General features: G+C 58.4%; 26 protein-coding genes and 5 pseudogenes. 6 read left to right on the top strand and 25 right to left on the bottom strand.

What is annotated here, in order from left to right; all coding sequences use genetic code 11:
* Positions 1–4: 4 nt before the first annotated feature.
* The 14 genes from OVA00_RS32280 to OVA00_RS32215 form a co-directional block, all read right to left on the bottom strand.
* Positions 5–1780, bottom strand: a complete 1776-nt coding sequence (locus OVA00_RS32280; RefSeq protein ID WP_268090429.1) for a Na(+)/H(+) antiporter subunit D — start codon at positions 1778–1780, stop codon at positions 5–7.
* The gene (locus tag OVA00_RS32275) at positions 1773–2027 is read right to left on the bottom strand and encodes a hypothetical protein (protein WP_255381653.1); all 255 of its coding nucleotides are present in this window, start codon (positions 2025–2027) and stop codon (positions 1773–1775) included. Before OVA00_RS32275 ends, OVA00_RS32280 begins: the two co-directional genes overlap by 8 nt.
* Positions 2024–3487, bottom strand: coding sequence for a monovalent cation/H+ antiporter subunit D family protein (locus OVA00_RS32270; RefSeq protein ID WP_268090428.1), 1464 nt, complete (start codon positions 3485–3487; stop codon positions 2024–2026). The genes OVA00_RS32275 and OVA00_RS32270 overlap by 4 nt, the downstream gene beginning before the upstream one ends.
* Positions 3488–3491: 4 nt before the next feature.
* On the bottom strand, positions 3492–3794 hold the full coding sequence (gene nuoK / locus OVA00_RS32265) for an NADH-quinone oxidoreductase subunit NuoK (RefSeq protein ID WP_060529633.1): 303 nt from the start codon (positions 3792–3794) through the stop codon (positions 3492–3494).
* Positions 3794–4294, bottom strand: coding sequence for an NADH-quinone oxidoreductase subunit J family protein (locus OVA00_RS32260; protein WP_034796791.1), 501 nt, complete (start codon positions 4292–4294; stop codon positions 3794–3796). Before OVA00_RS32260 ends, nuoK begins: the two co-directional genes overlap by 1 nt.
* 291 nt (positions 4295–4585) lie before the next feature.
* Positions 4586–5440 carry an amidase family protein gene (locus OVA00_RS32255; protein WP_255381658.1) on the bottom strand — a complete coding sequence of 285 codons (855 nt, stop codon included), beginning with the start codon at positions 5438–5440 and terminating at the stop codon, positions 4586–4588.
* Between the two features lie 183 nt (positions 5441–5623).
* Positions 5624–5971 carry a RidA family protein gene (locus OVA00_RS32250; protein ID WP_268090427.1) on the bottom strand — a complete coding sequence of 116 codons (348 nt, stop codon included), beginning with the start codon at positions 5969–5971 and terminating at the stop codon, positions 5624–5626.
* A 117-nt stretch (positions 5972–6088) separates the two neighbouring features.
* Entirely contained in the window at positions 6089–7300 is a 1212-nt protein-coding gene (locus OVA00_RS32245; protein ID WP_268090426.1) for a pyridoxal phosphate-dependent aminotransferase, read from the bottom strand.
* 20 nt (positions 7301–7320) lie between these two features.
* Positions 7321–8409 carry a threonine ammonia-lyase gene (locus OVA00_RS32240; protein WP_268090425.1) on the bottom strand — a complete coding sequence of 363 codons (1089 nt, stop codon included), beginning with the start codon at positions 8407–8409 and terminating at the stop codon, positions 7321–7323.
* Positions 8324–9052, bottom strand: coding sequence for an amino acid ABC transporter ATP-binding protein (locus OVA00_RS32235; protein WP_146749616.1), 729 nt, complete (start codon positions 9050–9052; stop codon positions 8324–8326). Before OVA00_RS32235 ends, OVA00_RS32240 begins: the two co-directional genes overlap by 86 nt.
* A 63-nt stretch (positions 9053–9115) precedes the next feature.
* Complete coding sequence (locus OVA00_RS32230; protein WP_112773388.1) at positions 9116–9775, bottom strand: amino acid ABC transporter permease; 660 nt, start codon at positions 9773–9775, stop codon at positions 9116–9118.
* A 12-nt stretch (positions 9776–9787) separates the two neighbouring features.
* A complete protein-coding gene (locus tag OVA00_RS32225) occupies positions 9788–10492 on the bottom strand; it encodes an amino acid ABC transporter permease (RefSeq protein ID WP_112773387.1) in 705 nt (234 codons plus the stop codon).
* 40 nt (positions 10493–10532) lie between these two features.
* On the bottom strand, positions 10533–11405 hold the full coding sequence (locus tag OVA00_RS32220) for an amino acid ABC transporter substrate-binding protein (RefSeq protein ID WP_112773386.1): 873 nt from the start codon (positions 11403–11405) through the stop codon (positions 10533–10535).
* A gap of 30 nt (positions 11406–11435) precedes the next feature.
* Positions 11436–12203, bottom strand: a complete 768-nt coding sequence (locus OVA00_RS32215) for an HAD-IA family hydrolase (protein ID WP_268090424.1) — start codon at positions 12201–12203, stop codon at positions 11436–11438.
* Positions 12204–12358: 155 nt separating this feature from the next.
* Here OVA00_RS32215 and OVA00_RS32210 point away from each other — a divergent pair, with 155 nt between their 5' ends.
* The 3 genes from OVA00_RS32210 (at position 12359) to OVA00_RS32200 (ending at position 14612) form a co-directional block, all read left to right on the top strand.
* Positions 12359–13039 carry a GntR family transcriptional regulator gene (locus OVA00_RS32210; RefSeq protein WP_234824664.1) on the top strand — a complete coding sequence of 227 codons (681 nt, stop codon included), beginning with the start codon at positions 12359–12361 and terminating at the stop codon, positions 13037–13039.
* Between the two features lie 584 nt (positions 13040–13623).
* Positions 13624–14109, top strand: a complete 486-nt coding sequence (parS, locus tag OVA00_RS32205) for a type II RES/Xre toxin-antitoxin system antitoxin (protein WP_112773384.1) — start codon at positions 13624–13626, stop codon at positions 14107–14109.
* Positions 14106–14612 (top strand): RES family NAD+ phosphorylase, encoded by a 507-nt coding sequence (locus tag OVA00_RS32200; protein WP_268090423.1) that lies wholly within the window; start codon positions 14106–14108, stop codon positions 14610–14612. The genes parS and OVA00_RS32200 overlap by 4 nt, the downstream gene beginning before the upstream one ends.
* Positions 14613–14805: 193 nt before the next feature.
* On the opposite strand, the pseudogene OVA00_RS32195 reads toward OVA00_RS32200, so the two are convergent.
* A pseudogene (locus tag OVA00_RS32195) lies at positions 14806–15692 on the bottom strand (LysR family transcriptional regulator).
* A gap of 107 nt (positions 15693–15799) precedes the next feature.
* Between OVA00_RS32195 and OVA00_RS32190 the strand changes: the two are divergent.
* On the top strand, positions 15800–16036 hold the full coding sequence (locus OVA00_RS32190) for a helix-turn-helix domain-containing protein (protein WP_112773382.1): 237 nt from the start codon (positions 15800–15802) through the stop codon (positions 16034–16036).
* Between the two features lie 233 nt (positions 16037–16269).
* Here the strand turns inward: OVA00_RS32190 and OVA00_RS32185 are convergent, their stop codons facing one another.
* The 5 genes and pseudogenes from OVA00_RS32185 to OVA00_RS32165 form a co-directional block, all read right to left on the bottom strand.
* Positions 16270–16701 carry a plasmid maintenance toxin (PemK-like) gene (locus OVA00_RS32185; protein WP_268090422.1) on the bottom strand — a complete coding sequence of 144 codons (432 nt, stop codon included), beginning with the start codon at positions 16699–16701 and terminating at the stop codon, positions 16270–16272.
* Positions 16688–16966 (bottom strand): type II toxin-antitoxin system Phd/YefM family antitoxin, encoded by a 279-nt coding sequence (locus tag OVA00_RS32180; protein ID WP_058328843.1) that lies wholly within the window; start codon positions 16964–16966, stop codon positions 16688–16690. Before OVA00_RS32180 ends, OVA00_RS32185 begins: the two co-directional genes overlap by 14 nt.
* A 450-nt stretch (positions 16967–17416) precedes the next feature.
* Positions 17417–17704 carry an AAA family ATPase gene (locus OVA00_RS32175; RefSeq protein ID WP_268090421.1) on the bottom strand — a complete coding sequence of 96 codons (288 nt, stop codon included), beginning with the start codon at positions 17702–17704 and terminating at the stop codon, positions 17417–17419.
* Positions 17705–17797: 93 nt separating this feature from the next.
* Positions 17798–18673 (bottom strand): annotated as a pseudogene (locus OVA00_RS32170) (ABC transporter ATP-binding protein); the annotation flags it as partial.
* A 54-nt stretch (positions 18674–18727) separates the two neighbouring features.
* A pseudogene (locus tag OVA00_RS32165) lies at positions 18728–19430 on the bottom strand (IS6 family transposase).
* 183 nt (positions 19431–19613) lie between these two features.
* Between OVA00_RS32165 and OVA00_RS32160 the strand changes: the two are divergent.
* Positions 19614–19887, top strand: a pseudogene (locus tag OVA00_RS32160) (DUF2726 domain-containing protein); the annotation flags it as partial.
* 259 nt (positions 19888–20146) lie between these two features.
* Positions 20147–20260 (top strand): annotated as a pseudogene (locus tag OVA00_RS40095) (hypothetical protein); the annotation flags it as partial.
* A gap of 110 nt (positions 20261–20370) precedes the next feature.
* On the opposite strand, the gene OVA00_RS32155 reads toward OVA00_RS40095, so the two are convergent.
* From OVA00_RS32155 to OVA00_RS32135, 5 genes are all read right to left on the bottom strand, one after another.
* Positions 20371–21948 carry an ABC transporter substrate-binding protein gene (locus tag OVA00_RS32155; RefSeq protein ID WP_442780601.1) on the bottom strand — a complete coding sequence of 526 codons (1578 nt, stop codon included), beginning with the start codon at positions 21946–21948 and terminating at the stop codon, positions 20371–20373.
* 107 nt (positions 21949–22055) lie between these two features.
* Positions 22056–22328: a hypothetical protein gene (locus OVA00_RS32150; RefSeq protein ID WP_268090419.1), complete on the bottom strand. Its 273-nt coding sequence runs from the start codon at positions 22326–22328 to the stop codon at positions 22056–22058.
* Positions 22325–23455 carry a DUF917 domain-containing protein gene (locus OVA00_RS32145; protein WP_268090418.1) on the bottom strand — a complete coding sequence of 377 codons (1131 nt, stop codon included), beginning with the start codon at positions 23453–23455 and terminating at the stop codon, positions 22325–22327. The genes OVA00_RS32150 and OVA00_RS32145 overlap by 4 nt, the downstream gene beginning before the upstream one ends.
* On the bottom strand, positions 23448–25007 hold the full coding sequence (locus OVA00_RS32140; RefSeq protein WP_268090417.1) for a hydantoinase/oxoprolinase family protein: 1560 nt from the start codon (positions 25005–25007) through the stop codon (positions 23448–23450). Before OVA00_RS32140 ends, OVA00_RS32145 begins: the two co-directional genes overlap by 8 nt.
* 47 nt (positions 25008–25054) lie before the next feature.
* Positions 25055–26725 carry an ATP-binding cassette domain-containing protein gene (locus tag OVA00_RS32135; protein ID WP_268090416.1) on the bottom strand — a complete coding sequence of 557 codons (1671 nt, stop codon included), beginning with the start codon at positions 26723–26725 and terminating at the stop codon, positions 25055–25057.

The raw sequence follows: 26725 nt of genomic DNA, 5'->3' as shown, positions 1-26725 counted from the left end.
CCCCCTACTGCCACACGACGGCAAAAACAGTGATCGCCGCGATCACGCCGGCGATCATCGCCAGCGCGTAGTGGGTGACCATGCCGGTCTGCAACCGCCGCAACGCGCCGCCGCCAGCAAGGATGGCGCGGGCAAGCCCGTTCACCGCGGCATCGACGCCGTTGATATCCACCCGCAGTCCGGCGCGCGCCGTCCCGTGCAATAACGGCAGGACCACAGAGTCTGACACATTGCTCACTGCCTTTTCGTATCGCGCCAGCGGTTTCTCGGCGAGCCACAGGAAGGCTCGCGCGCCCTTGCGGTAGAACCAGTCCGTATCGATGCTAATGGTATTTTCCGGATCGAGCGCTTTCAGCAAGAGCACGAAGCCCAGTGCGGTAAACATCAGCAGACCGAGGCTCTCGGTGACATGCGCGCCCGTATAGGGCTCGAAGGCGACCGGATAGGGAAGGAGCGCATAGAGCGGTCCCGGGAACACACCAATCGCGATGCAAAGCAGTGCCGCCATACCCATGGCAATCAGCATGTTACTGGGCGGCTCGCGCGCCTCCAGCTTTCGATCAGGCCCGAAAAACATGTAGTAAGGCAGCTTGAGGCCCGTGTGCAGGAACGTGCCCGCCGATGCCATCGTGAGTACCAGAACCACGAGTGCCCTGTGATCCTGACCGGCGGCGGCGATCACCATCGACTTGGTGACGAAACCCGAGAAGAACGGAAAGGCTGAGATCGCGAAGGCGCCAACCATATAGAGCGCGACCGTCAGCGGCATGGTTTTGTAGAGCCCACCGAGCTCGGTCAGTTTCCGCCGTCCGGTGACCTCAATCACCGCCCCTGCCCCCATGAAGAGAAGCGCCTTGTAAAGGATGTGTGCGAAGGCATGGCTGGTGGCTCCGTTTACCGCCATTTCAGTGCCGATCCCGATGCCCGCCACCATGTAACCCACCTGGCTGACGATGTGATAGGCAAGCAGCCGCCGACAGTCGTTCTCAAGCACCGCGTAGATGACGCCGTAGAGTGCCATCGCAGCACCGAGCCAGACGAGAAGCTCGGTCCCCGGAAATGCGCGCGCCAGCACGTAGACGGCCGTCTTGGTGGTGAAGGCGCTCATGAACACCGCGCCTGTGACGGTCGCTTCGGGATAGGCGTCCGTCAGCCAGGCGTTCAGCGGCGGCACCGCAGCATTCAGCAAAAAGCCCGCAAGGATCAGATAGCCGCCCATATCCGTTGGTCCCGCGGCACCGCCTCCGGCGATCGGGCCGAAGAGCAACGAACCGGCGGCGAACCCGTGGAGCACGATGCCACCAAGCAGAGCGACGCCGCCCGTGACGTGCACCATCAGATAGCGGAAGGCCGCACGGATCGCGCGTTCGCCCCCTTGCGCGAAGACCAGATAGGCCGAGGCGAACGCCATGCCCTCCCAGAAGAGGTAGAGGGTCAGATAGTCACCGGCAAACACCACGCCCAGCGCACTGCCGACATAGACGAAGGCCGCCATATGCTGACCTGCCCGCGGCAGGTGCAACGCGTAAACCATGCCGATCAGCGCCATGATGGTGAAGACGGTAGCAAAGACGATGCTGAGCTTGTCGACCTTTGCAAACAGGATTTCCTGCCCGAAGACGCGCGCCGCGCCATAACTGCCTGGCTCCATCGTCAACACCGCGACGATGGCGAGAGCAGGAACGAGCACCAGAAAGACCTTGCGGACCCATCCCTTCAGGAACGGGATCGGCACGGCGCCGAGAATGAACAGCAGGCCGGGATGGACGAAGTCAATCATAGTAGTCCTCGCGCCGCATGAGGCCGACTTGGTGGCCGAGGAACTTGGAAACGAAAATGATGAGCACGCAGGAGCCGAAACCATAAGCCGCCGACCAGCCGGGCAAGCGGTCCCACAGATATTCGGCGTGGTCGCGCGGCACCAGGAAATCGGCGGCGACGATCAGAACGAGCACGAGATAAAACAACCGGCGGCGAGGCCGCGCATAGCGCTCGTCGCCAAAGAAATCGACGATGTGCCTCATCATCTGACCACTCCTTCCGCCAAGGCGATGAAATAACCTGGGAAGATGCCCATCAGCACCGACAGGGCAGCGGTCGCCACCAGCGGGATCGTTACCAGCGGAATTTCCCGGACAGGTTCTGCCCCTTGCGGCGGCTCTCTTCCGAAGAAGGCGATATAGCTCACCGGCAGGAAGTAGGCGGCGTTGAGCACCGAGCTTGCCAATAGGACGACGAGGAAAGCCATCTCGCCTGCTTCGACCGAGCCAAGCGCAAGATACCACTTGCTGACGAAGCCCGCAGTTGGCGGCACGCCGATCATGCTCAGCGAAGCGACGAAGAAGGCTCCCATCGTCCAGGGCAGCCGGCGGCCGATGCCGGCCATGTCGCTGATGTTTCGTTTTCCCGAGGCGCAGTAGATCGATCCGGCGCAGAAGAAGAGCGTGATCTTGGAGAAGGCGTGCACGGCGATATGAATGATGCCGCCGATCATCGCGACCGGAGACAAAAGCACCGCGCCCAGCACCACGTAGGAGAGCTGGCTCACCGTCGAATAGGCAAGCCGCGCCTTCAGGTCGTCGCGGGTCAGAGCATAGATCGACGCCATAAGGATGGTGAAGGAGACGAGATAGGCCGTTGCGATGCCGAGCCCCAGCCTTGCGACCAGATCCACGCCGAAGACATCGAACACCAACCGCAACACGGAAAACACGCCCATCTTGACCACGGCCACGGCATGCAAGAGCGCGCTCACCGGCGTCGGTGCAACCATTGCGGCGGGCAGCCAGGCGTGCATCGGCATCACGGCGGCCTTGGCGAAGCCGAAAAGGTAGCAGAAATAGACAACCGTCAGCAGCGGCGCCGAGGTATCCACTTTCGCCAGCAGGCCCCCGGGCACAAAGTCGAGCGATCCGGCAATCTGATAGGTCAGCGCCAGCGCGGCAAGAAGCACGCTTTTCGATGCGCCCATCAGGTAGACGAGATACTTTCGGCTGCCTGCCCAGGCTTCTTCATCCTCGTGGTGGTAGACGAGCGGATAGGTCACGAGGCTCAGAACCTCGTAGAAGATCACCAGCGTAAACAAATTAGCCGCGAAAGCACCCCCGACGGCGGCGGCGAGACTGGCGGCGAAGCAGGCGAAGAAGCGGGTCTGCGCGTGCTCGTTCAAGTGCCGCATGTAGCCGATGGAATAGACCGCTGCGACGATCCAGAGCAGCGAGGAAACGGTGGCAAACACCATGCCGAGCGCATCGACACGGAAAGCGAAGGCGATGCCCGGCAGGATCTCGAACAGACGGAGATCGAGCGTACCACCCGAAAGCACCGTGGGTGCCATCGAGATGACGATCGCGAACATGACGACCGCGGCAAGCGGCGAGACGGCGTCCCGGATTTTGTCGTGCTTGTTCAAGAGGAGAACTGCCAGTGCCGCCAGTCCTGCGACGGCGACGGCAAGTAGCGGCCGGATTGATAGCACCGGATCCAAGCCGCTATCCTTTCATCGTCGTCACGTCGTCGATCTTGAGGGTGGGCTTGTTCCTCACGAGGGCGACCAGAATGCCGAGGGCGACGGCAACTTCCGCCGCGGTGATGGCGATGACGAAGATCGCGAAGATCTGCCCGCGAAAGTCACCGTAGTACCGTCCAAAGGCGATGAAATTGATGTTGACCGAGTTGAGCATAAGCTCCAGCGACATCAGGACGACCAGGATGTTGCGCCTCAGCAGCACACCCGCGGCTCCGATCACGAAGAGGATCACGGCGAGCGAAATGTACCACCAGAGCGGAACCATCACCCGGTCTCCTTCCGGGCGAGCACAATTGCACCAACGAGTGCCGCGAGAAGAATGATCGAAGCGACTTCGAACGGCAGGAGATAATCGGCGAAAAGGACCGTGCTCAGCTGCCTCACCTGGTCGCCGCCGCGCGACGCGACGGGCTCAACCGCCGAAAAACGGCCGCTCCAGAGCACAAGCGCAAGCATCTCGACCCCAAGCAGGACGAGAAGGGTGAGTGCGGGCAGATTTCGCCCTGGCACAAACCGCTGCAGTACCGCTTCGCGCACGTCGATCATCATGATCACGAACAGGAAGAGGACCATGATGGCGCCGACATAGACGAAGATCTGCACCACTGCGAGCAGCGGCGCTTCAAGCAAAACAAAGATTGCCGAGATCTGCAGGAAACACGCCATCAGCGCCAATGCGCTGTGAACAGGGTTCCGTGCCAGGACGACCGTAAGGGCGGTAACTACGGCCCCCGCAGCAAACAGAAGGAAGAACCCCTGGCCCATGACGCAGCCTCTCCCGCGCGAACTATTCCGCGGCGCTTGATGGCCGGATATCAGGGAGCGCCGCAGTTTCAGTTGCGTTTATAAATTGTGCCCCACGGAACGGTTTTTCACAAGAATATTGTCTGCAACTTAGTTGAATGAGGCTTTGATAGGTCGTCAATGCGATCCTCTTTGCGAGCGACATGCGGGTGCCTCTAGCCTCTTGGCCGCGCTCGCTGTTAGCAAAGGTGCTCCAGACGATACTTTATGCGATTATACGCCTTCAATCTCGTCGAGCGGTCGTGTCGTCCTTCACCTGCAAAGAGGCGGCTTTCGGTCAGACCATGGTCGCGCCCGTTCAAGTTGGCCAGCGAGTTGGAACAATGTTGCCTCATCGCCGAAGCGTCCGACGAAATGCGTGCCGATCGGCAAACCGCCGTCCGTCCAGAAAAGCGGTACCGACATTGCAGGCTGTCCGGTCACGTTGAACACCGGCGTCCAGGGCATAAAGGCGAACGTATCTGCGGCAAGTCGTTCGGCAATCCCAAGCTTTCGAAGCAACCAACCGGCCTTGGCGCGGCCGATCGCCCGGATGATCGTCTTCTCTTGAGGGGAAGGCTGGAGCGCCCCGATCGGCGGGGGTAAACGCGAAAGCACTGGCGTCATCAGCACGTCACTGGTTTCGAAGAAGGAACTGACGCCGCGCGCCGCCAGCTTGAGGTAGCGCAGGGCCTTTGCAAGATCGCTTGCGGAGAAAGCCTGTCCGAGCAGGCCCATGCCGATCGTGGAAGCGTCGAAATCCTCGACCCTGATCGGAACACCGGCCGCATCAGCCGCGTCTTCCATGTCCACACGCAGTTCCGCGGCGAGCATGGTGAGAAACGATAGTGAGAATGCCTCCGCGTCGACTTGGGGCGCTGCCTCGACGACTTCGTGACCAAGATCTGAGAGCAGCTTTGTCGCGTCGGCGAATGCGGCAAGGACCTCCGGTTCGACTTTACCACCGAGCATCGGCGCTGAGGAAACCGCGATACGTAGTATTCGGGACGGCCCTCTGACGGCGTCGAGGAATGAGCCCGAGTAAGGGGGGAGATAGTGAGGCGCACCCACGTCGGCCCCCTGCACAAAATTCGTTCTTTCAGATTCGAGTCGGGCCGGGCCCACCATACCAGCATACGGATCGCCAAACGGCCATTACTAAGCTATTCAGAAAGAGCGGCCAGCGCCGGGAAGCTGGGCAAGTGCCAGACGATACATTATAATCTTTTTGGACCGAAAGTGAACATTTGGGCAACAAGCCGCCGACAGGCCAGTGCAGCCTGCCTGAACTGCGTGGTTCGAAGGCTCAGATTAGGATACCCGGACCCCGACCCCGACCAGAAGCGGAGAATAGCGATCAGCAGCGGCGACGATCGACACTTCGAAAGTCGCGTCTCCGGGCAACGAACTCACCCCGATAGCAGCCCGGCTTGATATCGCGCCCCCAGTATGTTCTTCCATGAACCTCGACGCAAGATCAGCAATCCGGCTGTGAAGAGTGTAGCCCACTGGCGCGTTGACGTAGACAGTCAGGCTTAGAACCGCCATTTGTTCTCCCGCGATCAGTTGGGATTTCGCAGCGGTCAATGCATTTTCCGCCGCCAATTCGACCGCAATCCGGTATGTTTCGACCGGTGTGTCCAACTCCACCTGCCCCATATAAAGAAGTTTCCGTTTTCTCTCGAGGTCATTCCCGAGACAAAGATCAGATCGCCATGCCTTTTTGCGGGAACGTATTGTCCCTGTGGTTGAGGCGCATTTCGATCAGTCATTTGTCTACCTCCTGTAACGACGCGCCATCTCGACGATGCGCCTACCAGCCTCGACAGCGGCGGCATGATCCTGGGAGAAGTTAAGGCGAACACTGTTAGCATGGGGGCCGAATTCGGTTCCGGGCGTGACGATAACGCTTGCTTGATGCCGCAGCAGCCGGACGAAATCCTGTAGGCTCACAGAGAGGGGCGGCAATGTTGGAAAGAGATAACTTCCGGCTTGCGGCGTGCGGGCCTCAAGACCGCCACTTCGGAACACCTCGAGCAGGTCGTCCCTGATGGCCTGATGCAGCCGAATGCGCTCATCCATCCAGCCCTCTGGCTCATTGAACCAGGTACTGAATACCGCTTGGTTGTAACCTGCAGCGCGCAGTGAGACGATGGCCTGCAGCTTCTCCATCCTGCTGATGATCGTCGGAGAGCCAAACGCTGCTCCGAGACGATACCCGCTGAGCGACTCCGTTTTCGACGGGCCCATGATTGTCAGGACCTGTTCCGTCGGCAGCCCGCGGGCGCGGATGTGAGTATAGTCTTCACCGTCATAGCGCAGCCTGGAATAAAGCTGATCAGCAATGACGGTGATGCCGAATTCCCGGGCCAGGAATACGATCTGGTCGATCTCTGTTTGCGAGTAGACCGCTCCAGTCGGATTGTTCGGGTTGGAAAAAAGGAAAGTCTTGGCCCCCGCCTCAAACACGGCGCGCAATTGAGAGAGATCCAAGCCAGCCTCAGCCGTGGCGTTCAGGTAGTTCATAGCGACCGGCATCACCTGCCCGCCAAAGAACTGGACTAGTTTGCGGTTGGCAAAATAGTCCGGCTGTACGATCGCGACTTTATCACCGTCGGAGACGGTTGCGGCGACTGCCAAGAACAACGCACCTTGCGTTCCTGGAGTTAGGATAATGCCCTCATCGGCGGAAACCGGGGCTCCTGTGAACGCTTCGAGCCGCTGCGCCAATTCGGACCGTATGTCAGCCGAGCCGCGATATTCGGTGTAGGCTTGGCGACCGCCGACCTCCACTGCTTCGGAGAAGCGCTCGAATGAGCCAGGTGTTGGAGTGAAGGCATCGACGTCGCCGTGCGAAAAATCGACGAGCCTGCCAGGGATTTCGTCGCCGCGCATCAAGTCGCGAATGTTGCCTGCGCTTTGTCTGACTTCCTGCCCCGGCGCATTGTCGGTAGCGAGGGTTGCGAACTTTTCGATGATGGAAACCATTTCAACCTCGAGAACAAAAATTAATGCGAAAGCGACGACGTATAGTCGGTGTCGAGTGCTTGCTTGAAAACCGCCGGCTCGATGTTGCCGCCGGAGACGATGACGATGACATTCTTGCCGCGGACCGCCTGCGGATCGTTCAAAAGCGCGGCCAAGGCGATGATGCCACCTGGCTCGGTGACCAACCGAAGCTCCTCGAAAGCATAACGGATCGCGAGCAGGACCTCTTGGTCGGATGCGACCTGCACCTGCGACAGACCTTGGCGGTTAATGGAGAACGGCAGCTCGGCAGGTGTGGGCGCGAGAAGCGCGTCGCAGATGGAACCGCTGAGGGCAGGATTAACTTCACGGTTGCCACTTACCCACGATCGCCTTGTGTCATCGAAGCCTTTCGGTTCGACTGCCCAGATTTCGGCGCGAGAATGAGCCGCTCTTGCGGCCAGACAAGTTCCCGCCGATAGGCCACCCCCACCGCAAGGTACCATGATGGCGTCAATCGCGACGTTCCCGGCTTGTTCGAGAGCTTCCGCAGCAACCGTGCCTTGGCCTGCGATAATAAATGGGTTGTCGCCAGGCGGTATGATCGCGACCGGCGACTTTTCGGCAATTTCAGCGGCTATCTGCTCGCGCGACTGGGTCTGACGGTCATAGAGCACAACCTTGGCACCGTTCTCGCGCGCTTTGCTGATTTTGATCGCGGGGGCATCGCTCGGCATAACGATGGTTGCAGCTATGCCAAGCATCCGGCCAACCGTTGCGATGGCTTGGCCATGATTGCCAGTGGAATACGCAACAACGCCACCAGGAAATGCCGAGCGATCCAAGCGGGAAAGGCAGGTATAAGCGCCTCTGAACTTGAATGCGCCGGTGCGCTGGAGGTTTTCGCATTTGATGAAGACGTTCGCGCCGGTCAACTGATCGAGCTTTTCGGACCGCAAAAGCGGCGTCCGAAATGCGACGCCGTCAAGCGACCGGCGGGCGTCAAGGATGTCGTCGAATGTGGGAGCAATCAAACCGTTCATTTCAGTGTACCAGGATACGGGAGAGGAAAAGGCGAGCACGTTCGGAACTGGGATCGGCAAAGAATCGAGCGGTTTCCGCTTCTTCAACGATCGCGCCCCCGTCCATGAAAACCATGCGATCCGCCGCAGCTTTGGCAAAGCCCATCTCATGCGTGACGACGATCATGGTCATCCCTTCCTGCGCGAGTTCGGTCATCACGGCGAGGACCTCACCGATCATTTCCGGGTCGAGAGCAGACGTCGGTTCATCGAAGAGCATAGCGATGGGATCCATCGCCAAGGCTCGCACGATAGCAATGCGCTGTTGTTGCCCTCCGGACAGTTGGGCGGGGTGGGATTGCTGTTTGTCGAGCAGACCGACGCGCTTGAGCAAACCCTGAGCCTTGCTCACTGCTTCGTCGCGGCTTCGTTTGAGAACATGGACCTGTGCGAGGCAAATGTTATCGAGGACAGAGAGGTGCGGGTAGAGTTCGAAATGTTGAAAAACCATCCCGACGCGTGCACGAAGCTTTGCCGCCTCTTTGCCCTTTGTGGCCAGAGCCTGACCATCGATCGTCACCATCCCTGACTGGAAAGGTTCGATCCCGTTTAGGCATTTCACAAAGGTGGATTTGCCAGACCCAGAGGGCCCGCAAACGATGACAACCTCTCCACGCTGAACGGTCAGGCTGCAGTCGTTCAAGACCCGCAGTTGGCCGTAGCTTTTGGACAGATTTTCAACCCTGATCATTTCACGCGAAGACATAGAGGTATCCAGTCGTAGGTGAGAGAACCGCCAAGCTCTGCCGATATCTCAGGCGAGAGTGGGGTTGCGTTTCAGTCGCTCGGCGAGCGTGCTGCCAAGCGTACACAGGATGAAGTAGACAACCGCTGCGAACACATACATCTCGACCATGCGGTTCTGCGTGTTCGCAACAATGCTTGCGGAGGTCATGAAGTCGTGGAGGGAGACCACGTAGACCAATGACGTGTCCTGGAAGAGGATAACGCCCTGAGTTACCATCAGCGGTGCCATCTTTCTCAGGGCCTGAGGCAGCACAACCAGCCTGACGGTTTGCAAGAAGCTCAAGCCGCTCGCCTTTGCCGCCTGCCATTGCCCGCGGCGGACGCTCTGCATCCCGGCCCTAAGGATTTCCGAGTAGTAGGCACCCTCAAACATGACGAAGGCGATGATCACCGAATAGAGAGCACCGACGGGACGCCCAATCACCAACGGAACCAAAAAGTAAAACCAGAAGATGACTAGGATCAGCGGGACCGCGCGGAAGCCGTTGACATAAAGTGCGGCGATAGTGCTGACGAAGCGTATGTTCGATAGTCTCACGATGGCGAGGATGAGACCGAGGATGAGACCACCCGCCATAGCTATTGCCGTCAACATAAAGCTCATAGCTAAGCCGCTGCTGAGTGACGGCAGTGAGTCGGCTATGACAGAGAAATCGAATCCCGACATTGTTCTGTTCCCTCAAGTGTTTCCAATGGACGTACGACGCTCGACCTGACGCATGAACATCGTGACGACGAGGGCTATCGACATGTAAATGACTGTGGCCGCCGTGAAGGCTTCGAATCCTTGATAAGTGAAGCTTTCGATTTGTTGCGTCTGTGCAGTCAGCTCAAAAACACCGATGGTCATGGCAATCGACGAGTTCTTGAAGATCGTCAGGAACTCAGATGTCAGAGGCGGCACAATGAGGCGGAAGGCCTGGGGAAGCAGCACGAGCCGATAGGCTTGTGCAGTTGATAACCCGGCCGCCTTCGCCGCCATGCCTTGACCGCGCGGAAGAGCAACAATGCCTGCGCTGACCTGCACGGCGACGCGGGAAGCGGTAAACAGGCCCAGTGCGACAATGGCTGTGACAACTTCCGAATGCGGCAGGTCACGCTTCAACCACGTGCCTATCGCATCCGGAACCAATTCCGGAACAACGAAGAACCAGAGGAACATCTGTAGCAGCAGCGGAATATTTCGGAAGAGGCTTATGTAGCTGCTTGTAAAGAGCCTGATCCGGGAGTTTCCTGTGCTGTGGAACGTACCCACAATGGTTCCGATCGCCAGAGCTATCGCCCAAGAGACGAGCGAGATCAGGATCGTCATCAACGTGCCCCAACCCAGCCATTGCAAGTAAGGCTCGGATATCAGAACGGCCCAGTTCCATGCGTAATTCATCGCTGCGATCCCTCCGGTAACGCGACCTAATGCCAGCCCCTTATTCGGGGATGGCAATGACGTGGAAGATGGTCGCAAGGTCTGGCGAGAGCGGCACGCCCATCGGGTCGAACCATTTGGCGTAGAGCTTCTCCAGTTCGCCATCACGAGACAAACGCGCAAGTGTTGCATTCACCAGGCTGAGGAAGGCGGTGCTGTTTTTCTGTACGAGGAAGCCATAGCTATCGTAGGACAGCGGTTTGCCCACGACCTCATATTCCGATGGGTTCGGCGCCTTATTCCGGAGTCCGAACAGCAGAATGTCATCAGTGGAGAATGCGTCGGCTCGCCCCGTTTGCAATGCAAGAAAGCCCTCGGAATTGTCCTTGACCGGGACGATCCGGATATTGAGTTGATCTGTCTCGATCAGTGCCTTGATCAAGCGTTCCGGCACGGAATTGATCGAAAGCGCGATCGACTTGCCGTTTAGATCGCCGAGCTCCGAAATTCCCGAGCCCGATTTCACAAGGAGTCGGGTGTGGGAAACGTAGAACGGACTGGAGAAGTCAACTTGCGACTGCCGGCCGACTGTGTTCACGGCCGACTCGCAAGAGATATCGACGGTCCCGTTTGCCACCAATGGGATGCGGTTCTGAAGGTTCACCGGTACCCACTCGATTTTGAGTTCGGGCAGGTTCAGGGCCTTCTTCACCGTCGCCGCCACCTGGATGCAGATGTCGGTTGAGTATCCGAGCGGCTGACCCTTCTCGTCGACATAAGAGAAGGGTATCGACGCGTCACGGTAACCGATTGAAATCGTGTTCTTTTCCTTGATGCGGTCGACGATTCCATCGACCGACTGCGCCAACGCCCACGATGTCGGAAGGAGCGTAAGCGCAAGTGCTGCAATAGTCCCAAGAGCTCTTATTTTCATGTCATTCCCCTTTTCGTTGTTGCAGAACTATCAGCCGATTGCTTCGAGCAATTCGGCCAAGCTTTCGACAGTAAGATCGGGTCGAGCTTCGGCGGCTCCCTCGCCAGAAAGGCCGAGAAATCGTTCCGGACGGTTGATCCAAGCGCTTTTCAGTCCAAGCTTGTTCGCTGGAGTGATATCGGCACGCAGGCTCTGGCCGACATGAAGAACACGCTCGGGGGGAATGCCCTCCGCTGCCAAATCCGCAAGAGCAGTGTTGAAATGCTCCCAGCTCGGCTTATAGGCACCGACGCGCTGGGCGGTGACGACGATATCGAATTCGATATCCATCTTCTCGCAGGAGGACGTGAGCGACGCGTTGTCGATATTTGAAAGAGCGCCGATCTTCGCGCGCGCCTGCAGCGCCTTCAATCCCGAGGACGTGTCGGCATAGGCAGGCCACTGATGCGGCGTCTTGGAAAATGCGTCCCGGCGCGCGGGATCTACAGCCACGCCAAACTCGCCGGAAATGCGGTCGAAACACCGGCGAAGGACTTCTGGATAGCGGTGTGCGGGCCGCTCTTTCTGAATCTCAGCACGAGCCCGATCGAATGCCATGATCAGCTCTTCACCGCTGGCTTTTACGCCGAGGTCATCCGCCCAGTTGGACAACCAGGCTACGATGGATGGTTCCCAGTCGATCAGAGTCCCATAGACGTCAAAGGTGACAGCATCAAAATCGTTAAGTCGTAGCATCAGAAAACCCACACGGTTGTTGTAACTAGAATTAGCGATAATCGACAATTTAAGAACAATCAATTGGGCGATTTTTGACCGGTTTCACGTTTCAGAACCACGCCACACGCAAAACAAGCCGTTGGTTTCCTTGACTTTACGAGCGATTTAGACGAGATAGAGAACCGCGCGACAGGCGCATCATTAAAGATTATCGCTAATCTCACAGGACGGAAATTGTGAACTACTCGGACAGCCTGCAACAAGGAAATCTCGGCGGGAATCGTTCGGCGGCTGCAGTGGTCACGGATGAATTGCGCGCAGCCATCCTGCACAATCGGCTGAGCGGAGGTGAGCGACTTCGCCAGGATGCTATCGCAACCCACTACGGGGTCAGCCAGATGATCGTTAGAGAAGCTTTCAAGCAGCTCACAGCCGAAGGTTTTCTTAAAGCAGAACCCAGGCGGGGAGTGAGTGTGGCGATTCTAAGTGCCGAGGAAGCGTGGGAGGTTTCCCAACTTCGCGCTCTCCTAGAGTGTCAGGCACTGCGGTGGGCAATACCCAACATGCTGCGCGCCGACTTTGTTCAATGCGAGCTGGTACTGGATGAGCTTGACGCATCCGAGTCTGTGGACGCAAAGATTCTGCTGAACGCTCGTTTCCACGCACTCTTGTATGCGCCGGCTAAGAGGACGCGTACGCTAGAGTTGATCGAGAATCTGAGGATGAATTTCGAGCGGTATCTGAGATTTACCTGGGCAGAGACCCACCACCTCGAGCAATCCCAAGCCGAACATCGGTTAATCCTGGAGCTATGCAGACTGCGCGACACCGAACGAGCATGCGATGCGCTTCGCAAGCACATCCTTGCGACGGGGGATTTGCTCGTCGATAGCCTGAACGCATCGCAAGAGGCCTAGTACAGGCCGTCGGGGCCGTTAAAGCCGGTGAAGCGTTTATCCGGCTATGGCGAGCGGAGGCGAGTCTTTGCGTGCCGTCTTGGATCAGTTGATGATCGATCTCAGCAGAAAATGTGTCGGTCCCTTAATTGTTCGGCAGATTTGGTGTACAGCACAGCTCTCGAGGCGACGCGTCACGTCATTTGTTCTGGAGCTCTTGAACCGATTCGAACCCACGACCCTCTGCGTGGAGTGTCGTTTTGCATTTAATCGTAAGAGGTGCCAAGCTTGAGCTATCCGGGCGATTTTATGGGGCTTTTTGCGGGTATTGCCTTCGCCGCCGCCTGGAGTTCCGGCCGGTCACCGAAACGCTGCGTGATGAAGTGGCCTGGTTCCGTACACACGGCTTCTTGCGTAGCTGAAAGGTTGGCGATACGGCGTTGGAGGGCTACTGACCCCCACTAAGAATTTCCTCCAGATTGAGCCGCGGGGGCGAGGGCAGGCGAAGGCGTGCAAGGCGGTGCAAACGACACACGGCTCGCACTCTTGAAAGATGTGGCGTCAGCTGTCATATTTAAAACGACAGATGACACAGGAGATGCATGATGGCAGTCGCAGCGGAGAAGGTCTTTCCTGAAGGAATCGGCGGAGAACTGCAGAAAGTTGCGGCGCTGCTTGGCGGTACCCGTATCTTGTCGCGCCGGCTGACGAGTGCGCTGGATGCGCATGAGCTCCTACTGCATGGTTTACCGACCTCGGCAGTCGATCATCTGGTCGGGCAACTGGTGTTCATTGGCAAGACCGAATCTCTGGAAAAAGCCGTCGGCATGAGCCTGAGGACATGGCAGCGACGCAAGGATGCGCCCTCCAAACCGCTGAGCCAGGAGCAGAGCGGTCGGGCCTGGAAGTTTGCCGAGATACTGGCAAAGGCGACGGATGTCTTCGGAACGCAGGCGGAGGCAGAACAATGGCTGGAGCGTCCGGCGATCGGGCTCGATCAGCATCGTCCGATCGATCTTCTCGGCACGCCGGCGGGCGTCGAACTGGTCGAGGATTATCTCGAACGGCTCGAATACGGCGTCTATGCATGACGCCATTGCCGATTGCGCTTGGCGATTCCGAGCTGATTGCCTGGCGGCTTGATCAGGCAAGCTTTGCATCGACGTGGGATAGCGGCGAAGGCGCCTACCGGGTCGGAGGCCGCTGGAACAGCAAAGGTGTTCGGGCTGTCTACTGTTCGATCGATCCGTCGACGGCAATCCTCGAAGTCGCCGTTCACAAGGGATTTCGCGCACTCGACACGGTTCCCCATATGCTGACGGCGGCCGTCATCACCGACACCGCCGCTGTGCATGTCGTCAATCCTGTGAACGTTCCCAATCCGAACTGGCTGCGTCCGGGCATTCCAAGTGCGGGCCAGCAGGCCTTCGGCGACGATCTGCTTCGGCGGCATGGTTTTATCGCGATCCCGAGCGCGGTGTCGACGCATAGCTGGAATCTCATTTTCGTGGCGAGCGTTGCGGCAGGCGCTTATGGGCTCAAGTTCCAGGAGGTCTTCGCCCTCGATACGAGGCTGCACCCACCATCGGCTTGATTGAAGCGCTTCACGACAGGGCACACTGTGCCAGGCGCCTTTTGGATGGCGGGGCCGCGACATGCTTTTCATGGACATATAAGCCTCTCCGTGAGGCAACACTAAATTAACCGGCAACCGATCTATTCGTCGGCAGTCGCCGCTGTCCCTGCGGGGGAACTGCCAGCTGTCATGGACTTTTGGTTTGGTCCGCTCACCGACCCGCCCTGACCAGCGAGCGCGCGATATCAATGATGTCATCACGGGCAGCCGTCGGATCGTTCTTGGACCACGCAACCCCGAGCCCGATCCTGAAGTCGACGCCCCTTACCTTCCTGAGCTCGAAATTGCGGTTGGGCAGATCCAGCGTCCATTCCGGCGCAAAGCCGATGCCAAGACCGGCCGAAACCAGTGACACCAGCGAGAAGGTGTCGTCAAAGGTATAGGCAACGTTCTTCGACAGATCGTGCTCCTCGAACTTTTCAGTGAAGTAGCGCTCGGTGAAAGACAGGTTCTGGCGCGAGAACGAGATGATCTTCTCCCCCTTCAGGTCCTCGATGCCGATCTCGCTTCTAGCAAGCAGCGCGCCGTTTTTCTCCACCGCCAGCAGGTAGCGCTCATGCGCGATCGAGAAGAACCGGAGCGAACCGATGTTTTCGACCGGGCGGATGAAGCCGAGATCTGGCCGTTCTCCAGCCCGCGGATGATGTCGTTGGTCGAGCCGCTGGATATATGCAGCTCGATATCGGGATACTTGCGGCCGATGCGTGCGATGAATGCCGGCAGCAGACCAATCGTTGCGGGGTAGACCGTTCCGATCCTGATCTTGCGCCTCGCCTTGCCGGCAACCGAGCGCACCACCGCGGCCGACAGATCAACATCGCCCAGGATCCTCACACAGCGATCGTAGTAGATCTCCCCTGCCCTGGTCAGTTCGACCTTTCTCGTCGAGCGCTCCAGCAGGCGAACGCCGAGTTCCTTTTCCAGCGACTGGATCTGACAGCTCAAAGCCGGCTGGGCGATATGCACCCGTGCTGCCGCCCGGCCGAAATGCAGCTCCTCGGCAACCGCAACGAAATAGCTCAGCTGGCGAAGTTCCATCGCGACACTCCATCTATCGCTGGTTCGTGCAGTCACGATTATCTGAATTTAAGATAACTGAAAATCAGATATAGATGAAGACCCCATCTTGAACAAGGTGGGCAATCGTGGCCAAAACGCTTGGAACGGCGAGGCACAAAGCGCTTATCGCGCTTCTTATCGAAAAGCGGGAGGCCGCAGGCCTGACGCAAACGGAACTCGCTGCCAAATTAGGCGAGTATCAGTCGTTCGTCGCCCGCCTTGAAAGCGGCCAAAGACGGGTCGATGTCGTAGAACTTCTCGAGATAGCGGCAATCCTTGGATTCAATCCAAACGATGCACTTGAGCGGCTTTCCTCTCTTTAGTTTTGAGAGAAGCGGTCTCAGAGGTTCCGCTCGATACATTATGCGATCTGCTTGGCCCAGACCGTGAACATACGCGCAACGAGCCTTTGCCAGGTTTGATCTGCCCTTCGGCTTGACGGTTGCTTTACGGGAGTTCGGCGCAAGATGCTGGCGAACCGCATGATTGCCGTCCCGTCTTTTCGGGACCGTCATGCGATGCGCCATTTTGCAGAAATTGCCGGAACAAATCGCTTTTAGGAACTACGCGGGGTCGCCTGATGTCTTTGGCTGCGCGCCAGCCCGACAAAACGACGCTTCACCTCTTCGAACAGGGCCGGAGGCAACGGGCCGTGGTAGCCGCTTTCCGTGTCGAGCGGTCGGACGTCCGGCCCTGGCCAGGCAAAGCGGTTGCTCTCCGTCAAAACAATCCAGGGGCGTTCGTCATCCAACCCCAATCGACGCTTTGTCGCCGGCGGAATCTCGACGGCATCGGCCGGGTCGGAGGGTGGCGTATGCGTGATCGGAAGGACCCGGACCACCGGCGTTCCATCTTCCAAGGTGGCAACGATGGCAAGAACGAGCGCCGGGCGATCCTTGTCCCCCTCTTCTCGTCCTTCCAAATGCTGCCAGTGCCAGAGATAGGAATAGCGGAAGACCCAGCCGACTTTCGGCTCAGCTGGCAGCATTCTTGTCCTTCGTCAATTCGGCGTTGAGATGGTCAAGTCCGGGATCCATCGTGGATTTTTCGACTGCGGCGAGTTCGTCGGCATCCAACGCGCTCGTCAGCTCGACGTGGCGCTCGCGCCGCGTCAATCGAAGATAGTCCTCATAGGCGATCAAAACCGTGCGCGGTCGGCCGTTCTTAGTGATAATTAACGGCTCGCGCACGGCCGCATCCTGATAGGCTCCAAAATTCTTGGAGACCGCAGCGGCGGTTACGGTGGATGTCATCATGCACCTCCATTTTTCCGTAAAATACGTACTTTACGGAATATTACAAGATGCCAACGTCACCAAGAGCTTGAATCGGGCCGTAAGAAAGAAGCGCGGTCGACCCGATTGGGTGCGGGTTCGAGTCTGCCGGGCCCACCATATCAGCATGCTGGTCGCCAAACGGCCGTTGCTTGACGCAGCACCTGGATAACGAATGTTCAATGCAGCCAAAAGAAGCTTTCAGTTATAGCGGCTCCCCCAAGCCTCGCTTCACGACGTAGGAGACCGCCTCGTTCAGGCGATAACTCTGACGTGTCTAGGACTTGACAGTCCCTGCCCAAAGCTTCCCGTCGCAGGTATTCCGCCCACCTTATCGTGTCGGCGCTTGCGAGTTCAGGTTGCTGCCGGTCAACCGTTAGCCGCCTGATTCGCGTTGCATCATCGCGGTCCACGAGAATCGGCAAATAATCATCCCGCGGCCGAGGCGCCTTCCTCAAGGAATGAAAGGCGAGTTTGGCCTTCGAGGATAACCATTCGTCGCGTGTCCGCAATTTGAGCGAGGCGGATCATCCATTCGATGGTCTTGGCGCGTTGCCAACCTTCGACTGATCCATGGTCGACGACCATTACGGCACTTGGTACTCCAATGCTGTCGAAAAACAGCACGTCGACAGCATCTTGAAAGCGCTCCGCGATTGCCTTGGCAATCGTGGTCTTTCCGGAACCGGATGCACCTACCAACACAACAACTGGCATGCTTCCCCCTGCCGCTTAGCGACGTTCTAGAAAGTGATTGCATCCCTAACCGTGAACGGAACCAAGCCAGGGGTGCTGTGCCCAGAATGGCACCTACTCCAGTTCTTCTGGTATGAAGCCACCTGTCTGCCGCTTCCAAAGACGGGCATAGAGCCCGTCTCGCTCCAGAAGCGCATCCGGCGTGCCTTCCTCAATGATCTGACCACGATCCAGGACGATGATCCTGTCCATCCTTGCGATTGTCGACAGGCGGTGGGCGATCGCAATCACAGTCTTACCCTCCATCAGCAGATTGAGCTTTTCCTGGATCGCTGCCTCGGCCTCGCTATCGAGGGCGGACGTTGCCTCGTCGAGAATCAGAATTGGCGCATTCTTCAGCAGCACCCGCGCGATCGAAACACGCTGCCGCTGACCTCCCGAAAGCTTGATGCCACGATCGCCGGCGAACGCCTCATAAGCTTTTCGCCCCTCGCCATCGGTCAGTTCGGCGATGAAGGCATCGGCTTGCGCGGCCCTTGCGGCCTGCTCAATCTCTGTCTGGCTTGCTTCGGGGCGGCCATACCGGATGTTGTCGCCGACCGACCGGTGCAAGAGCGCGACATCCTGGGCGATGACCCCAATGTTTCGCCGCAGACTGGCCTGACTCACGGCGCGAATGTCTTGACCGTCGATCTCGATGCTGCCCTCCTGGATGTCGTAGAAACGTAGCAGCAGACTGACGGGCGTCGTCTTTCCGGCGCCGGAAAGGCCTATCAACCCCACCTTTTCACCCGGGTGGACCGTCAGCGACAAGCCATCGATAACCGGCCGGTTCGACTTATAAGCAAAGCGGACGTTCTCGAAACGAATTTTGCCGTGCTGGACAACAAGCTTCGTCGCACCCTGCCGATCGGTCACGGTCGGCGGCGTGGTCATCACAGGCATCGCATCTTTGATCGTGCCCAGCGCCTTGAAGACCTGCTGCCCCATCGGAGTTGTCACGTTATCGAGCGGTGATCGAACTAGCCCCGCGGCGCTCTGAGATCAGGCAACCGCGCCCGTCGCGACTTTCCAATGCGCTATTGCGCGGATGCGGTGAATGTGAGTGGCCAGGGCGGATCGTTTGTGATGCCGGGTGACGAAGAGATTTCGGAGCGCCGAGAAGATCGAGATGAACCGCTGCAGGCTGCCGGCTGATCGGAAACCCTGCATCATCCGCTCTCGTTTTCGGAGCGGCAGATGAGAATTTTCCGCTCGATTGTTGAGACCCTTGTGGGCCTGGTGCTCGACAGCCGGCATAACCTCACGCTTGGCCGCGCCATACGAACGGAGCTTGTCGGTGATGATCCGCTTAGGCGGCATGCCTGCTTTCTTCAGTAGCCTGATCAGCAATCGCTTCGCGGCTTTCGTATCGCGCAGGCTTTGAACGATCTCGTCGAGAACATAACCGTCTGGTCAACGGCACGCCAAAGCCAGTATTTGCGGCCAGCGATGGAAACCACCACCTCGTCCAGATGCCAGACGTCCCGGTGCGACGGCCGCCGGCGACGGATTTGCTTCGCGTAGGCCGGTCCGAATTTCCGACCCCATCGCCGGATCGTTTCATACGAAACGACGATGCCGCGCTCCAGCAGCAATTCCTCGACCAGGCGCAGGCTCAGCGGAACCGAAAGTACAACCAGACCGCATGGGCGATGATCTGTTGCGGGAAACGGTGACGCTTGTAGCTAATGGTTGAATTCTTCATCCCACCACCTCTACGCCCACTCACTGACAGCAGGTTTATGTGACAACACCGAATCGAACCTTCCGCCCAGGCATTTCGAATGCAATAGCTTCTGGCTCGGCGTCCGCGGAACCTAATGCTTTTGGGTGACTTTTCGCGCGTCCTCCGCGCGTTCTACTATCTTGGCGAAATCTGGAGAGGGGCATGCACTATCGCCAAAGGTCGGTGCTGTTCACAGCGCCTTGGCTTATCATCAGAGCGGCCGCAGTAGTCGCTTCGGGCGGTATAACCGTTGCAGACTTCCAAAAGCCTGAACTGCTGAATCGCCGCGCTGTTTATCGGCCTCCTGATCGGCATGGCCATTGAGCAGTTCCTAGCCACGATGAGAAAGCAGGCGTGGCGGGAGAAAAACAGATCACGCTGGGAAGAAAAGCGCAGCAATGAGCGCATCATACGGGGACCCTGGCTTCAGAAGCCAATTTAATCTATCCAATAAAGACTTTATGTCTATACAAATAAGTGCCGTGGCTTGCGCGGAGTTGCCTAAGTGGGGCGTCAACGGCGTTTCAACACTCCTCCCTCTCCTAACCCGCCGGCCAGCGCCAGCGCTCTTCGCTCACGCAAGGCGTTTGCCGAACCCTGTTCTGATGCGCGAAAGCAGACTTGCGGCTGACTCGACCGCATCGTCCAACGGGTCAAGTCTTGTTTCGATTATGGGTCTTCGGGACTAAACGTCATCCGCCCAACTAGAGGAGCTCTCGGATATTCTTGACGCCCTCGGTTTTGTACCGGAGGTACCTTCTGACGGCATCAATGAGAGTGCCGACCGATCACGATCGCCCGGCCGATGAACGGTTTGAGTGGCTGAAATCTACCTCTTCAGCCGCTCGAACCTGCTTTCCCCGCAATCGGAAAGTTGATTTGAGGCCCTGCTCGAGGATGAAACAGGACCCTTACGTTGTCATTCGGCCTGGCAGTCCCACCAGAAGCGCGAAAAGTTCAGGTCCCAACTCTGCATCGGGATGAAAGCATAACCCTGAAGGCACTTGCTTGCGGCATATTGCTGTGCCTCAACGGTCAGAAAAACGTCGGCCTGCGTTTCAACGATCTTGCGCTGGATATCCTTATAAAGAGCGTTCTGTGCGATCGGATCGAGCGTCTCGCGCGATTTATCGATCAGTGCATCGATTTCCGGATCATCGAGCCATTCCATAGAGGCCCACGTGCCCTTGGCCTTCGAATGGTATTGTACATAGAAAACGCTGTCGGGGGATGGATAGGTAGGGCCGTAGACGACCTGAGTGGTCGCCGGCGTCGAATCGGCCTTTGCCGCCAGCTCGGTGATCCGATTCCACGGTTCCGGCTTGATATCGAGCTCGATTCCGATCTGCTCCAGGTTGGCTTGCATCAGCAGAGCAAGATCCTCCTCGAATGCCAAGCCTGTCACGTAAGTGTGGGTGACCTTGATCGGCCCTTTGCCCGCATATTTCGACTTCGCAAGTTCCTCCTTGGCCTTTTCCAGATTGTACTCCGGCGCGGCAAGCTCATCGAGATAGGCGTCTTTGAAAACCGCAGCCAACGGGCCGTTCATCGGTTCGCCCGGATGGATCACCTTGCGCACCGTGTCATAGTCCGTTGCATAGGCAATCGCGCGGCGAACATGGATATCGTCGGTCGGCGGCACCTTGGTGTTCATCTTGATGTAGTAGCCGGTTGCCGTGGTGCCGTTCAGAATCTTGTAGCCCGGCATTTTTCCGATTGCATCGAAGGTCTCGTTTGCCTGGGCGCGCGCCGACATTCCGAGCTCGCCCTTGGCTGCGAGCGCCTTTACCGTCGCCTCGTCATGCGTGATGACGAAACGGATTTCGTCGATCGGTTTTCCCTTGTTCCAGCCGCCGTGGTAACCCTCATAGCGATTGATGACCATCTGGGACGCGCGCTGCCAGGACGAAAGCGTGTAAGGGCCAGCACCTGCCGGATGGTCGGCAAGATAATCCGCTCCCCATTTTTGGCTGCTGTTTGCCTTGATCTGCTTTTCGTTTAACACGAGGATGAGCGGGGTACTGGCGATGAAGGGCGCATAGACTTTCTTCAGCCCAATTTCCACGGTCTGCTCGTCGACGGACCTCACCTTGTCCGGATCGACGATGTCAATGAACAAATATGACGGACCTTCATTGCCTGCCAGCAGCCGCTTGACCGTGTAGACGACATCCGACGCCTTGACCGGCGTTCCGTCCTGGAACGTGGCTCCCCGCTTCAGCTTGAAGGTGTAGGTTTTATCGTCGTCGGAAACGCTCCAGCTTTCGGCAAGGTCTGGAACCACGGAACCGTCGGGGTTGACTGTCGTGAGGCCCGAGTACAGGTTCACCGCGGCCATGTATTCGGTATAATCGTTTATCTTGGCGGGATCGATCGTCCCAAATTCCTGCGTCGCATTCACGACGATCGACACTTTCTCTGCAGCCGCGGCCGCGGCGGTGAGCGCTGTCGCTTGCAACAGCCCCAAAAGCAGGCCCGTGATGAGGGTGTTCTTCATATCCATGTTCCCTTTTGCTTGTTGTCGTTGAGTAGGCCGGCCGCTCAATGACGGCCGGGTTTAGTGTTCACCGTTGCCGGCAAATCCCAGGTCGCTTGGCTGCGGCGCTATCGCCAGTCGGACGCAAAGCCGGTGAGCTTGACCGTGAACCCATCGCGAAGCTGTTCCAGGGTCACGGGCATGTGGCCATCAGCATCAAGCGCCACGCGGGCCTCAGATGCATACTGAAACACAACTTCGAGCCGGCGGCCGGCAAAGACTTCGATGCCGTTCAACACACCCTTGCCGCATCCAAGTCCAGCCTTCTGCGTCCGTGCGGCAAGGCCGCCGCCCGTCGCCATCGCATCGATGCTGCAGCCGGCCTCCGAACCAACTGTCACGCCGGCATCTCCTCAATCGGGCGGAAAATAACGTCGTCAAAGCCAAAAGCCTTTGGTCCAACGACTTCGAGTGCCGCTTGAGATCGCAACAGCAGATGGCAGGGCAATGCGACGATTGCGACGCGCTGGCCGTAGCGAAGCATCTCGGTGGTGATTGCGATGCCGCTATCGACATCGAGCACGATGATCAGATCCGGCACGGATACTTCGACACTGCCGTTGCGGCTGAAGACCAGGTTTTCGTTCTGGATCATCACCGAGGCGGTGTCGCCGTTGAACCTATCGATGCCTGCAAGCTTTGCCTCGCCGAGAACAAATCCGCCGCGCAACTGGCGCTCCAGATCGACGATCTTGCCGGTGAACACGGTGCGACCCTTCTCCTGCGCGCAGATTGCCGCCACCGGATCGGCATGCTCCCGCCGCGCCTTCAATACCGCGCGCCCAAGTGCGATGGCCTGTGTATAGGAATGGGGAACCGCGTATTTCTTCAGGAACGCACCGGTCATCGGTGACGAGGCAAGCATGGACGAGCCACCTTGGGAGACGACGCAGGCACGCGCCATGCGCTCATGCCAAAGCTCCGACGCCGCATGCTGAAACAGGACGGTATTGCCATGCAGGTCGCACATCACGCTTGGGGTCGAGCGGTGTCCATAGATCGAAAAGGTCGTCATCTGCATTTCGGGGAACGCTCGTCCCATCCCATCGCAATCGACAACCGGAAGACCGGCAAAGGCGGCCGCGATCAGCGGTTCCATCGAGTTTGAACCTCCGATTTCCTCGCAGACGATCGCGTCGATCGAAATGTTCAGGTGCTCTTCCAGCGCACGCACACATCGCAGCCCCTCACGGCCTTCCTTCAGACGTTCGTAAGCCACAACCGGTGCGCCGATCGCGCCGATTGAAACACAGCGCGCGTCATCGGGGAGACGATCAAGCGGCAGGATCGACAAAGGATAGCCACTGCGCATGGCAAGACGCGCACGCAGCTTGCCAATATAGGGGTTACCGCCGCCGCCAGTTCCGAGAATCCCGGAGCCGATTTCGAGCGCCTCCAGGTCTTCCTCGTTAAGCACCCAAACGTCAGAAGGATCGTAGTTCAAAGTCTTAAGCGCGCGCTCAGCCATGGTAACCTCCCATTTCGCCGACGACTTTCACGTGAATGCGGGTTGCATTACCCGGCAGATAGGCAAGCGGTACGTCTTCCCGCTCGATAACTTGGATCGTGTCGGCAATGGCGCCTGCAGAAAGCGCCCGATCGGTCGCTTCCTGCTCCGCCTGCTTCAAGCAGGCTTCTCGCGTGAGCCCATTTTCGAGTGCAAAAACCCTGTCGACCTCGCCGCTGATCTGGGCGATTGCTGCACCTACGGCGTTGGCCACTGCAAAGTTCTCCGGGCGAATGACTTCAAGGTCACCAAGGCGGTCCGGCATCAAAATAGATCCGCCGCCAACGGCGATCACCGGGATCGGATCGGCGGAAACGCGGCTGCGTTCGACCGAGTTTTCGAGCATCGAGACGATCTTCGCATGAGCCTTTTCGGCAAGAGCCCGATCAAGGTGAGCTACTTTGGAGGCGTCGCCGACACTGGCCTTGCCGAGTGCGACAACGACGTCCGTCGTCGTGAGTGTAGAGCCACCGAAGACGAGCGCTTCCTTCGCAATACGGTAACCAACCGATTGCGGTCCAACCGTGACCTCGCCGCCAGCAAGCTCGCGCACAAGGGAGCCACCGCCAAGGCCGATCGAGAAGACGTCCGGCATGCGGAAATTGGTGCGCACGCCGCCAACATCGACGATGGTTGCCGCCTGGCGCGGAAAGCCGTGATGCAACGCCCCCACGTCGGAGGTAGTCCCTCCGATATCAACGACGATTGCTTCCTTTCGTCCGGTCAGAAACGCGGCTCCACGCATCGAATTGGTGGGCCCGGACGCGAAGGTCAGAACAGGGAAACTGCGGACCGTCGCGGCGGCCATGAGGGTGCCGTCGTTTTGGGTAATGAAGAAAGGACAGGAGAGCCCGGCTTCGGCAAGCGCCTTGCCGAAGGCGTCGACGGTCTTTGCCGCCAGCGGAAGCAGGCTTGCGTTCATGATCGCAGCACTTTCGCGCTCAAGCAATCCAATGCGTCCGATATCGCCGGAGATCACGACCGGAAGACCGGGGCAGTGCTTCTCGATAACGGCCTTTGCCCGCTTTTCCATCTCAGAATTGATTGGGCTGAAGACGCAGGTGATCGCTGCGGCTTTGACATTCTTTGCCCGGATATCCTGGGCGATGCGGACGAGTTCTTCCTCGTCGAGCGGCGCGATCGCACGCCCGTCGAACTCATAACCCCCACGAACAAGATAGGTGTGATGGCCGACGGCTTCCGCCAGATCGTCCGGCCAATCGACAAGCGGCGGCAGGCTGGAGGTTGCCGGCAGGCCGAGGCGGATGGCGGCGACATGGCTGATATGCTTGCGCTCGATTACGGCATTGGTGAAATGCGTCGTTCCGATCATCACGGTTCCGATCTTGGAACGATCGATCCCGGCTTTCGAAACGGCGCCTTCCAATGCCTCGATGACACCGGTGGTCACGTCTTCAGACGTCGAAGCCTTGACCCCCGAAAGGACGTGCTGTCCCTCCATGATGACAGCGTCGGTGTTGGTACCACCGACATCTATTCCCAATCGATACACGGATAGTCTCCTTGTTGGCGGGTCTTGCCCGGTTGTCTCACTCGGCTTCAGGCCGTGGTCTTCACCAGAAAGCGCCCTCTCTCCTCGGCGCTGACCGTTGGCTTGAGAGCCTCTTCCTCATCGCTCATCACCGGGATCGCGGAGATCAGCGCGCGGGTATAGGGGTGGCGTGGATCGGCAAAAACGTCCGCCGTTCGGCCTTGCTCGACGATCTCGCCCTTCAGCATGATCGCGATGCGGCTGCAGAAGTTGCGCATCAATGAGAGGTCGTGGGAGATGAACAGATAGGTCAGCCCGAGCTCATCCTTAAGTTTCTGCAGGAGCGCGATGACCTGCTTTTGCACCGACACATCAAGGGAAGACGTCGGCTCGTCGAGGACGATGATCTTCGGTTCCGCAGCCAGCGCGCGGGCAATTGCCACCCGCTGTTTCTGTCCGCCTGAAAGCTCGTGCGGATACTTCGAGAGATAGGCTGAAGGCAGATTGACGAGCGCCATTAGCTCCTCCATGCGCTTCGTGGCCGCTTTTCCGCGCAGGCCGACATGGGCAAGCGGAACAGACAGCGTTTGGGCCGCAGTTCGTTTCGGGTTCAGCGATGTCCCGGGATTTTGATAGACAATCTGCGTCAGCCGTTGCGCTGAGGGTTGTCCGGCGCCTGTCGAAATTTCTATCTTCCCGCAACTGGGCGCGATCAGCCCCATGATCATGCGGGCGATGCTCGTCTTGCCGGAGCCGGACTCGCCCGCCAGGCCGAAAATCTCGCCTTCCGACACCGAGAAAGTCACCGGCTTGACCGCCTCATAAGCTTTACCGGCGCCAAGGAACGGCTTCAGAACATAGGTCTTGCCAGCGCCCTTGACGGTGATGATCGGTGGCTTTTGTGAAAGGGGCTGGTCGAAAACCTTGGGACCGTAGAGTGGCGGGATCGCATCAATGAGGTCGACCGTGTACTTCTGCCGCGGCGCGCCGAAGATCTGATGCAAGTTGCCGCTTTCGACGATCTCGCCCTGTCGCATGACCAAAACGCGGTCGGCCGTCTGGCGAACGACACCGAGATTGTGCGTGATCATCAGGAGCGACAGCCCCTCGCTGTCGACGAGACGATTGATCAGCTTTAGAATCTCGTCCTGCGTGGTCACGTCGAGCGCGGTCCCGGGTTCATCGGCGATGAGCAACTGCGGTTGGTGCAGCAGTGCCAGGCCGATCAGCACGCGCTGGCGCATGCCGCCTGAGAGTTGGGCTGGATATGCCTCGAACACACGCTCGGGATCCTGCAACTGCACCCGGCGCAAGACGTCGAAAATGCGCTGTCTGCGTTCGCTGCGCGAGCTTGCCAGGCCATCGCGGCGATCGGCATAATACATGACGTCATCCAGGTGCCGTCCGATCCGGAACACCGGATTGAACGACGACAACGGGTCTTGCATGATGATCGAAAAGGCCGTGCCTTTGAGGGCCTCGCGCTCTCGGGAACGCATGTCCAGGATCGAGCGGCCTTCAAATTCAATACTGCCACGCTCAATGCGGGCGTTGTCGGGAAGCGTGCCGAGGATCGCCTTGGACGTCACCGATTTGCCGGAACCGGTCTCGCCAATGAGCGCGACGCGTTCGCCCTTGCCGATCTCGAACGAGATATCCTTCAGGATATGGTGACGTCGACCATAGGTGGAGAAGGCGATATCGAGGTTCTTGACCGCGAGAAGAGGTTGCTTCGTCAT

The organism is Ensifer sp. SL37, from assembly GCF_026672675.1.
Taxonomy (GTDB): Bacteria; Pseudomonadota; Alphaproteobacteria; order Rhizobiales; family Rhizobiaceae; genus Ensifer; species Ensifer adhaerens.
Note: the sequence above shows the minus strand (reverse complement) of the source record. Positions and strands in the feature narration are given on the sequence as shown.

Bases quoted from the DNA above. Each gene is read 5' to 3' on its own strand.
- OVA00_RS32280 (WP_268090429.1), bottom strand. From the start codon at position 1,780: ATGATTGACTTCGTCCATCCCGGCCTGCTGTTCATTCTCGGCGCCGTG.
- OVA00_RS32275 (WP_255381653.1), bottom strand. From the start codon at position 2,027: ATGATGAGGCACATCGTCGATTTCTTTGGCGACGAGCGCTATGCGCGG.
- nuoK (WP_060529633.1), bottom strand. From the start codon at position 3,794: ATGGTTCCGCTCTGGTGGTACATTTCGCTCGCCGTGATCCTCTTCGTG.
- OVA00_RS32260 (WP_034796791.1), bottom strand. From the start codon at position 4,294: ATGGGCCAGGGGTTCTTCCTTCTGTTTGCTGCGGGGGCCGTAGTTACC.
- OVA00_RS32255 (WP_255381658.1), bottom strand. From the start codon at position 5,440: ATGGTGGGCCCGGCCCGACTCGAATCTGAAAGAACGAATTTTGTGCAG.
- OVA00_RS32250 (WP_268090427.1), bottom strand. From the start codon at position 5,971: ATGGGGCAGGTGGAGTTGGACACACCGGTCGAAACATACCGGATTGCG.
- OVA00_RS32245 (WP_268090426.1), bottom strand. From the start codon at position 7,300: ATGGTTTCCATCATCGAAAAGTTCGCAACCCTCGCTACCGACAATGCG.
- OVA00_RS32235 (WP_146749616.1), bottom strand. From the start codon at position 9,052: ATGATCAGGGTTGAAAATCTGTCCAAAAGCTACGGCCAACTGCGGGTC.
- OVA00_RS32230 (WP_112773388.1), bottom strand. From the start codon at position 9,775: ATGTCGGGATTCGATTTCTCTGTCATAGCCGACTCACTGCCGTCACTC.
- OVA00_RS32225 (WP_112773387.1), bottom strand. From the start codon at position 10,492: ATGAATTACGCATGGAACTGGGCCGTTCTGATATCCGAGCCTTACTTG.
- OVA00_RS32220 (WP_112773386.1), bottom strand. From the start codon at position 11,405: ATGAAAATAAGAGCTCTTGGGACTATTGCAGCACTTGCGCTTACGCTC.
- parS (WP_112773384.1), top strand. From the start codon at position 13,624: ATGGCAGTCGCAGCGGAGAAGGTCTTTCCTGAAGGAATCGGCGGAGAA.
- OVA00_RS32200 (WP_268090423.1), top strand. From the start codon at position 14,106: ATGACGCCATTGCCGATTGCGCTTGGCGATTCCGAGCTGATTGCCTGG.
- OVA00_RS32185 (WP_268090422.1), bottom strand. From the start codon at position 16,701: ATGCTGCCAGCTGAGCCGAAAGTCGGCTGGGTCTTCCGCTATTCCTAT.
- OVA00_RS32180 (WP_058328843.1), bottom strand. From the start codon at position 16,966: ATGACATCCACCGTAACCGCCGCTGCGGTCTCCAAGAATTTTGGAGCC.
- OVA00_RS32175 (WP_268090421.1), bottom strand. From the start codon at position 17,704: ATGCCAGTTGTTGTGTTGGTAGGTGCATCCGGTTCCGGAAAGACCACG.
- OVA00_RS32155 (WP_442780601.1), bottom strand. From the start codon at position 21,948: ATGAAGAACACCCTCATCACGGGCCTGCTTTTGGGGCTGTTGCAAGCG.
- OVA00_RS32145 (WP_268090418.1), bottom strand. From the start codon at position 23,455: ATGGCTGAGCGCGCGCTTAAGACTTTGAACTACGATCCTTCTGACGTT.
- OVA00_RS32135 (WP_268090416.1), bottom strand. From the start codon at position 26,725: ATGACGAAGCAACCTCTTCTCGCGGTCAAGAACCTCGATATCGCCTTC.